Raw genomic sequence first — 11,416 nt, 5'->3', positions numbered from 1 at the left:
CCCCCCCCCCCCCCCCCCCCCCCCCCCCCCCCCCCCCCCCCCCCCCCCCCCTTTTTTACGCAGGTCTCGTGGGCTCGGAGATGTGTATAAGAGACAGATGTTCTTCTATCATGGTGTTCTCGTCAACCAAATAGTTGACTTGATTGGGCGACAATATCTCTTCCAGTTCCAAGCCGTATATCCTGGAGGCATCGGCTTTTTTCACATAGAAATAGTCATAAACATCGTTTAGCCGATTGACGATCCTTATCCTAAATGGATGGGTATTACCAAAAGTACAATAATCAATTCTATCGATATATTTATGCTCTACAATGCGCAGGTTACCCGATGCCTTTAATTTGGCATAAATGATCTTTAATCCATTATGTAAGTCTTCTATTTGGCCTTGCGAATAAATCGGACTTCCCCAAAGTGTATCTTTTCCATCTTTATCCATAATGGGATAGCTTTCGGTAAAAGCTTTTAGATCTTCGTAATTTATAGGCAGGCGGGCATCCCGCTGATAGGTACGCAAATATTTATGCAGGTTTTCACTAACTGGAAATATGGGTTTCTTCTTCGAAATTTTGACGTCTTTGATTTCCATTGGATGCTGTTTATTATTGCAATTTACCCATTATTTTGCCTTTAACAAACCTAAGGTATGGAGTGGAAATCCTTTTGCTTGAGATTGCTTCGTTCCTCGCAATGACGAACATGGCAAAAAATTGTAGCGTAAAGCGGGGTTTCAGGCAATTCCAAAAACAAAAAATCCCGATCTTTACAGAACGGGATTTGCTATAGTATACTGGCAAAACCAGTAGACAGATTTCTTATTTAGCAACGTACATTACTTCTTTTACCGCTTTAACCACTTTTTCTGCGTTTGGCAAGCTGGCTGCAATTAAAGTTGGCGCATATGGAAGTGGAACATCCGCACAAGTGATGCGTAGTACTGGTGCATCTAAATAATCGAATGCGTTTTTCTGTACATTAAAAGCAATTTCCGAAGATAATGAAGCCAATGGCCATGCTTCTTCTACCACTACCAAGCGGTTGGTTTTCTTTACAGAATTGATAATGGTTGCATAATCAATTGGACGTACGGTACGTAAATCGATTACTTCAACATTGATCCCCTCTTTGGTTAATTCTTCTACAGCTGGATTGACTACACGGGTTAGCATTTTTCCAAAAGTTACAATGGTTACATCTGTACCTTCCTTCACCACATTGGCTTTACCTAGCTCTAAATAATATTCTTCAGCTGGAACATCGCCTTTATCGCCATACATGACCTCAGATTCCATAAAAATTACCGGATCTGGATCGATAATAGCTTGCTTTAATAAGCCTTTGGCATCATAAGGTGTTGCTGGAATAACCACTTTTAAACCTGGACAATTGGCATACCAATTCTCGAAGTTTTGCGAGTGTTGTGCACCTAACTGACCTGCGTTACCTGTTGGACCACGGAAAACAATTGGAACAGAGAATTGACCACCGCTCATGGACAACATTTTTGCTGCCGAGTTGATAATCTGGTCAATAGCTACCAATGAGAAGTTGAAAGTCATAAATTCCACAATAGGAATTAGGCCATTCATTGCCGCACCTATGCCAATACCTGCAAAACCAAGCTCAGCAATTGGCGTATCAATAATACGCTTATCGCCAAATTCGTCTAACATGCCTTGACTAACTTTGTATGCTCCGTTATATTGCGCAACTTCCTCGCCCATTAAAAAAACGTTCTCGTTTTTGCGCATTTCTTCACTTAATGCTTCGCGTAATGCTTCTCTGAATTGGATTTCTCTCATCGTTTATTGAAAAATTAACATTGGCAAATATAATTATTACTTTGGTTCAAAGCAAAGGATTGTAAGTGGCATAATTGTAATAATATAATTGCGGTTAATACGATAGAAAATGTGTTAAAACGTTTGTTTTACCAAATGAAAATCTGATCAATCTATTATTTATCAGCAGAAATGTCTTCTCCAAAATGAATAATGTTGCCGTTATTATCTAAAATAGAAAACTGCCGCATTTCCCAAGGCTTACTTTCCAACTTCCCATTAGGATGTACCACTCCTTTGGGCTCATATTCGGCATATAAATGATCAACCTCGGTTACATTAACATAGCAGCCCGTATTCTTAGGTATTTCTTCATCTGTAGTAGGCCAAAGGTGTATCTGAATAGCTTCCCTACTAAAGATTAAATAACCATCCCAATTGGAATGAAAAGTAAAACCCAATTTTTCGGTATAGAATTTTATGGTTTCTTCGGCGTTTAAAGAAGCCAATATGGGTATTGCCGATCGTAACATATTTTATGGTTTATATTTGATATAATACTCCGAATCTAGTTCTTCTTCCTGAAAAACCATCTCTTTTTGTACCAATCTATCAAATGTATAATGGTTCCTTAACAGGATTTTTCTTGAATTTTCATTCCGAGGGTCTATTTTGGCTTCTATTGCTTGTAGCTTGACAACCTCAAAACCAAACTTTTCAACTTCCTTAATGGCTTCAGGAATATAACCTTTACCCCAATAATCTGGATGTAGCATATAACCAATTTCAGCCTTGGCCTGTGCTGGGTAAAAGTTTACATAGCCCATTATTCCATAAACTTCTGTAGGGCGATTTTTATTACAAATGGCCCAGTTGATCGATTTTCCCTCCTTAATTCCGCTAGTTAACATAGCGATAACCCCCAGCGCATCTTCAGTGGTTTTGGCCCTCTGCCTTGGAATATAACGCATGGCTTCTTCATTTCCCCTAATCTTTAACACCAGTGCTACATCAGTAGGCAAAACTTGGCGCAACAACAGGCGCTCGGTCTTTAATTCGGGAAATGGATTGAACTTTAAGTTTAACATTATCCAGCAAATAAGGTTTTATAAATGGAATAGGCATAATTATCTTTCACTTCACTTGCCCTAAAAGGGATATTAAGATCAAAAAGCTCTGCGACCTTAGCTTGCAACTGTGATAAAAACAAAGGCTTAACCTCTTCTAAATAAGCTTCGGTCAAGGTAGACTTTCTGGAGCGGAAATATACATTACCATCGCCCATTGTCTTTACCACAAATAGGTTGGGTTCTACCCCTTTCCTGCCCGACTGCCTTTCATAGGCATAGGTATAAATCAACGTTTGGATCAGTGCTTTGTTAATGTGCTTTCCATTCGTATCGAATAGTTTTTCGATATCCGAAAAAGTTAGCTTATCGCCTCCTGTCTTATAATCTATAATACGGATAACTCCATTTCTTTCATCAATCCGATCGATAAAGCCAAATAACTTCACCTGCTCCACTTTGCCATCCAATTCAAATTCCAGTGCAGTACTTATTTTCTCTTCTAAGCTAATGATGGTAAATGGTGCATCTTGTTCATCCCTATTTAAAATAATATTAACGTAGGCTTCTACAATCGCTAAAATTACCTTTTGCATTCCAGAATATTCTAAGGCGCCTTCCTCCTTGTTGGTCATCACATAGTTAAAGGCCTTGGCAACCAAGGCGGTAATACCTTTTCTTTTGACCTTGATCATTTCTGCCGTAACCTCTCTTTTAATCTCATGCTCATAGAAATATTCCATAACCTTATGCAATATGGATCCAATCTGATTGGCCTCTATTACTGCGGTAACTTCTTCTGGCTCTTTAATCTCTGCAATATAGCGGAAGAAAAAATCTATTGGATTAGAAATATACATGGTCAATGCCGAAGGTGACAGTACCTTTTCTCCTCGAAGATACCTTTGCAGTGCAACCTGAATACCAGGATCTTTCTTATCAATAACGATCTCCTGTTGTGGCTCTGTACTAACTGGAAGCGTTAACGATCTGTAATTAAACTCAAAGGTACTTTCATACTCCAATTGCTTCAATATTCGGCTTACTTCTCCTGTATTACTTTCGTCTGTCAAACTATTATAGACAAAATTGATATTCTTTGCCCTCTGCAATAGACGATAGACCATATAAGATGAAATGGCATCTAAATTTTCCAGTACCGGCAAACCGTAAGCCCTACGAATACCATCAGGAATAAAGCTATTGCCAATAGAAGTTTTGGGGATAATTCCTTCATTAAAGCCCAAAAAAGTTACATTATCGAAATTAAGGTTACGACTTTCCAAGAGCCCCATCAGTTGTACCCCTTCTAATGGATCGCCACTTAATGGAACCGAAACGCCCTGTAATGATTTTTGAATGAGCTGCACCACAAAATGATACTCTTCTCCGGCCACAAACTGCTTTAGGGTATCGTTTAATCGGGTAAGCTCTTCTATGGTCTTTACAAATAAATCGGCATCAATTTTCTTAAGTATTTTTTGGTTGGACAATCGAGATAACAAATAGCGCATTACCCCTAAAAGTTCACTCACCAAATTAGAGGGTTCCTCCACTTTATGATAGAATTTTTCGAAAATACCTCCTTGTTTTTGCAAACGAGACAAGCCAATATGGATCACATTATCTCTAAGTAGTGCCGTTTGAACATTTTCCTTCATCTTAGCGCTAAGACCTGTCAGCGGATGCGTAACAAAAGCTTCCAGGGTCTGATAAGCAACCTGATCATCTTCCCTCAACTCCAACTGCGTAGACAACCATAAATCTGCCAAACCAAAAACACTAGAACTGACCAATGCAAAGCCCATTGTCACATTTAAATCCACTTGATCGTCAATGGTCTGCAAAGCGGGCATCAACAAACTTTCATCTGCCAGAATCACCGCTGTGGTACCAATTCCTTCGCCTTGGACCTGCTCTACATCAATGATCTGGTTCAAGATTTTGGCCTGTGCACTTTGGCCTTGTACTTTATAGACATTTACCAGGTGCCGACTAGACCTCATGCCACTACCATGATGCTCAAATACATTTTTAAGCCCCAACTGGTGTAAGTTTTTACGTAAGAATAAGCCAGCTTCCTGCAGCTCATCTTCCACATAATAACTATCTGTATCAAAATAGAACAGGGCCTTTCCTCCTTCTTGCAATTGCAAAAACACCCTAGCCTCCGCTCGTGTAAGTGCATTAAATCCAACGAAAATAATCTTGCCCTGATCAAAAGAGTTGATAAAATCCAGTGTCGATAGATCGATATTTGCCAAATGGCGATAAACCTGACCATTGGTCATGTAGCCCTGTGTCTTTAACTCCTTATGAAAACGATGGTAAAGCTGAGGCATCCTTCGCCACATTTTAATAAAGAGCTCTTGTTGTTTTTTGTGCTTACCTTCGCTATACGATTGCCAAAACTGTGCTAAAAATTCGTACTGCTCTTTGCTCAGGTAGTCGAACTCTAAATTAATCTGCGCCACATCTTCCATTTCCTCATAAAGTTTGTTGGCATCAACCAAATCATTATCGATCTGCGCAAAATCACTTAGCATTATCTTTGCCAAGGGGAAAAATTGGCTACTTTTCATTGGCAGTAGGCCTTCTTCTCCCAATAATTGATTATAGATCTTTAGCAAAGTGAAAAACTGCAGATAGAAATCAGCCGCTTTTTCTTTTACGCTTCCTGCAAAAAATTCCTGTATGGTATATATAGCCGGACTAAAAAATGGTTTTTTAATAACATCTGCCAGATATTTGCGCAAATATGTAGCTGGCCTATTGTTATTGAAAACAATGGCGCAATGCTGTAAATTATCACCAAATTTGGCAACTAGATCTTTTGCAACTTCTTTTAAAAATGGGTTCATTTAATTTTAATTTTACAAATTACGACTAGGCATAATTACGCAACTTATTTTGATATCGATAGTTTTGAATCTGCTTCGTGCCTCGCAGTGACGTACAACAGCAACGTCTTTGCGAGGAGGTACGACGAAGCAATCTATTTCGAATGCTTTCCTCTTAAACATTAATCTCCTTATACAGATCTTCCCACGCGGGGTTAATACTTTTTCTATTAGTTTCACCTTAACACCCTCTCCAACAACCGCTTTAAATACCTTTCCATTTAAACAAGACTGCTTCGTGCCTCGCAGTGACGGATAACAGCAACGTCTTTGCGAGGAGGTACGACGAAGCGATCTATTTCGATTGCTTTCCTCTTAAACATTAATCTCCTTATACAGATCTTCCCACGCGGGGTTAATACTTTCTATCAATTTTATCTTGGCAAGCCTACTTCCTCCCTTAATTTTCTTCTCTTCGGCTGTTGCCTCTTCTATTCTGGGATAAAAGCAATAATAAATCAACTTATTGCAATTATATCTTGATGTAAATGCTGTCGGATAAATATGATTTCTATGCTGCCAAATCCTGGTGATAAGATCCGATGTCACACCGGTATACAATACCTTATTGGTCTTGTTGGTCATAATATAAACTAATCCTCCTCTTTCCATATTTCATTTTAAATGGACTGCTTCGTACCTCGCAGTGGCGGACAATAACAACGTCTTTGCGAGGAGGTACGACAAAGCAATCTATTTCGAATGCTTTCCTCTTAAACATTAATCTCCTTATACAGATCTTCCCACACGGGGTTAATACTTTCTATTAATTTTATCTTGTCAAGCTACTAACACCTCCTTTAAACCCTTTTCCATTTAAACAAGACTGCCCGTTCCCCGCAGTGGCGGACAATAACAACGTCTTTGCGAGGAGGTACGACAAAGCAATCTATTTCGAACGCCTGCCCTACACCAACTTTAGCTCCTTCGTCACTGCATAGAACAAATAACCCTTTACATTGACAAAACCCATCTCTCCCAACAAGCTTTTATAACTCAAAATTTGTTCAATATGCTGATCATTTTGTTCTAAGGTAAATTTATAATCTATGATCGTCACGCCATCGGAATCTACCACAATCCTGTCTGGCCTGTGCAATTTCCCATTCGCATCAATAATATTTTTTTCAATTATGCTTTCTGTAGATTGTGCTAGAATGGCACTCAATTCAGGGTGGTTCAACACTTCCATTATACCTTCTTTCAAGCCTTCAAGCTCAGCTTGCGAAACCACACCGCTTAGCAACATTTCCTCTAAATAACGCTGCACTTCCTCCTCATTAGCCGCATTGGCCAATACTTCATGTTTAATCGTACCTATACGCCCAGATTCCTCTATGTTTAACACATGCTGTAAATGCTTTTCCTGAGAGGGCACATACAAAGCCGACAAACGATTGGTGGTAGGATAGGACAATAACTCAAACCCATGATTTGCATTGACCTCTTCTTCTAGCCAAACATCATCCACAATTTCATATCGATTGGTTGCGTTAAAGTCATCTTCTTCTACTGCACTCAACTGGCCCACCACCTGCGACACGGCATCACCTACAGTGCTAATGTTTGTAGGGTCTTTCTTTTCCATTATCGATAGGTATAAATAATCTTTGGACCTGGTTGTAGCCACATACAACATATTCAATGCATCCAAATTACTATCCAATAATTCTTTATAATAAGCTCTCGCTACGCTCGAGTTGCTCAGTTCGTCCGCAAATTTTAAAGGAATGCCGCCTAGCTCCTTATAAATCGTATCGGTAGCCGAAACCCAAAAAATAGAGTTGGCCTTTGTTTTAAGTTCCCAGTTGCAAAAGGGCACAAATACGGCCCTAAACGCCAAACCCTTAGATTTATGTATGGTAATTACCTGTACTGCATTTGCTTCATCAGGAGACGGTAATGATTTCTGTACACCATCTTCGTCCCACCAAGTTAGAAAGTTAACGATGCCCCTTTCTCCAAGCTGAGTAGCATTAGCAATTAAATCCCTAAAGGCCAACAAATAGGGAATATGCTGTTTTAGGCCAGTTAATTGGTAAGCGTCAATTATATTTTCAACCAATTCTATTAATGGCAATTGCATCCAGCTTTGCCAATTTTCACAAAGTGATTTTGGCAATAAAGCTGATAAACTATGTAGTGGCCTATTCGTTAAGCTCAAATAGGCCGTCGGTAGAATTTCTTTTTGATGCAGGCGATGATATAGCGCAATACTATTTGCTTTATATAAGGCCGTTTGCGAATCTATGCCCACCAAGACCTTCAAAGTATTTACGATAAGCTGAACGGCACTATTGTTGGCTACCATTAAGGCCTCACCCGATAAAACAGGGATATCCTGCTCCATTAAGCGGGTCACACAGAGCATGGCCTCGAAATTAGAGCGGACTAGAATGGCCATATCTTTTGCCTGATAGCCTTTATCTATCTTCAATACTTTGATTTCTTCAATTACATCCTTCAATGCAATTTCACGATATACCGTTTCCGAGAATCTTTCTATGTCATCTCCTGCATCGGCCTTGCCAAAGCGTTTTACTTTTATAGTACCCCCCTTTTGCGTAAATGGCGACAAGTTCTGTTTTGCCTTGGCATAAACCGAAGTCACAATATCGCTATAACCCTGCTCATCCCACCAATACAATAACTCATCAGATTTTTCTGCTACATTGGCATTTAACTGGTTCTGCACTACCAGAGGTAGGGATTGGTATAAATAATTATTAAAAGAGATGATATTTTCTGTACTTCTATAATTCTCCTCTAGGTTATCGTCGAGTACATTATCCGTTCCTATTTCCTGTTTTGCCTGTTGGTGTAAGATATTCCAGTCGCCATTACGCCAACGATAAATAGACTGTTTGGTATCTCCAACAATTAAATTGTCTATATGCTTTTGACTTGGAGAAGCAATGGCATTTGATAAAATAGACCTAAAGCTCTTCCATTGGTTAACCGAAGTGTCCTGAAATTCATCGAACAGAAAGTTTCGATATTTACTGCCAACCTTTTCCCAGATAAAAGATGGATTTTCACCCGCATCATCGGTAATACCTGTAATCAGTTTTTGCGCATCACTAATTAAGAGGTTATCGTTCTCGTTACGGTAATCGCTAAGCAGCACCGCTACTTCTTGCATTAATCGTAAATAATAGAGATTTTTATTAAAAGCAATGGACAAACTATAAGTAGCTAGATTATCATCATAATGTGCTTTGATAGCCACCATTAACGGATTCAGCTCCTCATAAAGCTGAGGTAGGTCTACCCCTTTTTGAAACCATTCTGTGGGTTCATCAATAAGCTTAAAAACAGCATCTAATTTAGAAAAATCACCACGTGTAATATTGACTATCTTCAACAATCCATTACGTGATTTACCCTTTAATTGGTCTGCTGTAATGCCATAATTTTCAAAAACTTGCCATGCCCTACTAGCCAGCTCCTTCAACCGATCTTGGAAGAGGTTGATTTCGGTTTTGGTCAGGTTAATGTATCTTTTGAATAGTTGGTCCAAATTATCTAAACCCAAAGTGTTTATTGAAATTTCAAAAACTTCATAACTATCTTTAAAGACCTCACTGATCAAGTTCATCAATTCCGCTTTATAGTTCCAGCTTTTATTATCGCCAATGCGTTCTAGCGCCAAATCTATAATCCATTGCAACAATTGTTTGTTATGGTTTAAGCTTTCATCCAGTTTCTGTACCAGCTCGTTTTTTACCTTGTCATAGTTCATTTCCAAGGTATAGTCTGCATTTAAGCCCAACTCAAAAGCAAAACCACGGATTACTTTTTGCACAAAACCATCAATGGTACTTACTGCAAATCGACTGTAGTCATGTAATATTTTACGATAGATCTTATCTGCCTTTTGTTTTAGAATTTCTGCATTGAACTCTGGATAAGCAGCCAGTACCAATGTGCGATAACTCTCTATTTTATTTGAGGGATCCCCTGCGGCAAAACCTTTAAGCACCTCTAAAATCCTAGATTTCATCTCTTCGGTTGCCTTATTGGTAAAAGTTACCGCCAGTATTTCCCGATATTTATTTTCTCCACTGAAAAGTAGGATCAGATAATGTGCGGCAAGGCTAAAAGTTTTTCCGGAACCTGCAGATGCTTGTAATATTTTGAGTGGTTTTGGCATTTTTTTGGTTTTTAACACCCCGGTCTTCGACCACCCCTTGTAAGAGGGGGGTAGCAGATCCAGAATTCCCCTCTGATAGAGGGGTGCCTGAAAGGCGGGGTGTTTGTTTTCTGCTATTTTTCTCCGTAATGTTCTACAATATAGTTCTCTAATTCCATCAATACAAAATCCATATTTTTAAGCACATCTACAACTGTAATTCTATAAACTTTTAGCCCTAAAGAAATTAGATATTTTTCTCTTTGTTCATCATAGTCACCATCAAAGTCGTGGCTAGCCCCATCTATTTCTATTATCAAACCTAATTGTTTTACATAAAAATCTACAATGTAGTTTCCTATGATACGCTGCCTGTCGAAATCTATTTTATGAAACCTGCTTTTTGTTACCTGTATCCAAAATAAAACTTCGGGCAGGTTTTCGGCATAACGCAATGCTTTTGCTCGCTCTTTCAGTTTGGGGTTATAAGGCAATTCGGTTATTGGAAATGGCTTTATTGTCACTTCGTTAATGATAATTGGCTCATCTAATCGACGTTTCATAATGGTAGCTTTTAATTTTATTTAAACACCCCGCCCGTTGGGCACCCCTCTATCAGAGGGGAATTTGGACATTGCTTAGAAACCGTTTCCCATTCTTAATAACCCCTCCTGCGATTAATCATATCCTTGTAGCCGAATGGAACGCCTGTTGGGATTTGTTTGACATGATTTGTCCTATAATGTGCCAAAATGTTTGGAAAAAATACTACAAAGCTATTGACTTAGGTTTTTCTATGGCTACAAATTCTTATTTTAAGATTTTGCTTAACATCTTGAATAACTATAAGAGGAATTTAATAACTAAATTATTTTGCTTCTTTGATAATACCAAATTTTATTATCCAAAAATGCTGGAGTAATTTCCATTCCTAATTCTTTACTCAAATTTACAGCAGTTTCCATAAGCAGTACTAATGCTTCATCGTGGTTAAAAGATTTATTGAATCGGTCTTTTAAAAAGGATAATATCATTCTGTCAGGCTTAATTAAATCCTTAAACCCAGAAAACATGTAAAAGTATTTCAAGGAAATTCCGCTATTTTGCCCTGGTATTGATTTTATGTTATTTTCTAACTTACTATTATAAAAAGCTGTTTGCAAATCTTGTAAATATTCTACTCCGTTATTTTGTAACGCTTTTAAAAATAAAACCACGGCATCTACCTTCGGAATTCCATTTTTTGTGGAGGTTCGTTGTCTATTTTTAAAATAGTTTTCTTGAAGAGTATCCGTTGTTTCATTCTTTATCTTATCAAGAAAATCTGACACAGACATTTGAGATTTCTTATCTGGTAAAATGTTGTTATATAAACGTGGATTTTGTATTTTAAATTCTTGAAACAACATTCTCAACAGATTCATATTTTACGCCAATTGAAAAACGCTGTCTATAAAACAAAGAGGAACATTAGAATAGTGGAAGTTCTGTCTCTTATACACATCTGACGTTTCCGACACTCACGCCGCAGTCTAC

9 protein-coding genes are annotated in these 11,416 nt (G+C 38.4%); all 9 read right to left on the bottom strand.

What is annotated here, in order from left to right; genetic code table 11:
- Positions 1 to 55: 55 nt before the first annotated feature.
- Positions 56 to 589: a hypothetical protein gene (locus JHD79_RS21770; RefSeq protein WP_233164828.1), complete on the bottom strand. Its 534-nt coding sequence runs from the start codon at positions 587 to 589 to the stop codon at positions 56 to 58.
- Between the two features lie 226 nt (positions 590 to 815).
- Positions 816 to 1,802 (bottom strand): pyruvate dehydrogenase complex E1 component subunit beta, encoded by a 987-nt coding sequence (locus tag JHD79_RS21765; RefSeq protein WP_199121470.1) that lies wholly within the window; start codon positions 1,800 to 1,802, stop codon positions 816 to 818.
- A gap of 155 nt (positions 1,803 to 1,957) precedes the next feature.
- The gene (locus tag JHD79_RS21760) at positions 1,958 to 2,314 is read right to left on the bottom strand and encodes a VOC family protein (protein WP_199121469.1); all 357 of its coding nucleotides are present in this window, start codon (positions 2,312 to 2,314) and stop codon (positions 1,958 to 1,960) included.
- Between the two features lie 3 nt (positions 2,315 to 2,317).
- Positions 2,318 to 2,869 (bottom strand): GNAT family N-acetyltransferase, encoded by a 552-nt coding sequence (locus tag JHD79_RS21755; RefSeq protein ID WP_199121468.1) that lies wholly within the window; start codon positions 2,867 to 2,869, stop codon positions 2,318 to 2,320.
- Positions 2,869 to 5,709, bottom strand: a complete 2,841-nt coding sequence (locus tag JHD79_RS21750) for a PD-(D/E)XK nuclease family protein (RefSeq protein ID WP_199121467.1) — start codon at positions 5,707 to 5,709, stop codon at positions 2,869 to 2,871. The genes JHD79_RS21755 and JHD79_RS21750 overlap by 1 nt, the downstream gene beginning before the upstream one ends.
- A gap of 354 nt (positions 5,710 to 6,063) precedes the next feature.
- Complete coding sequence (locus JHD79_RS21745; RefSeq protein WP_199121466.1) at positions 6,064 to 6,360, bottom strand: GIY-YIG nuclease family protein; 297 nt, start codon at positions 6,358 to 6,360, stop codon at positions 6,064 to 6,066.
- A gap of 295 nt (positions 6,361 to 6,655) precedes the next feature.
- Positions 6,656 to 9,901, bottom strand: a complete 3,246-nt coding sequence (locus tag JHD79_RS21740) for an exodeoxyribonuclease V subunit beta (protein WP_199121465.1) — start codon at positions 9,899 to 9,901, stop codon at positions 6,656 to 6,658.
- A gap of 113 nt (positions 9,902 to 10,014) precedes the next feature.
- On the bottom strand, positions 10,015 to 10,443 hold the full coding sequence (locus JHD79_RS21735; protein ID WP_199121464.1) for an endonuclease domain-containing protein: 429 nt from the start codon (positions 10,441 to 10,443) through the stop codon (positions 10,015 to 10,017).
- Between the two features lie 300 nt (positions 10,444 to 10,743).
- On the bottom strand, positions 10,744 to 11,289 hold the full coding sequence (locus JHD79_RS21730) for a hypothetical protein (protein ID WP_233164827.1): 546 nt from the start codon (positions 11,287 to 11,289) through the stop codon (positions 10,744 to 10,746).
- Positions 11,290 to 11,416: the final 127 nt, after the last annotated feature.

The sequence above is a fragment of the Pedobacter sp. ASV28 genome (assembly GCF_016428855.1).
Taxonomy (GTDB): Bacteria; Bacteroidota; Bacteroidia; order Sphingobacteriales; family Sphingobacteriaceae; genus Pedobacter.
This window is presented reverse-complemented; position numbering and strand designations above follow the sequence as displayed.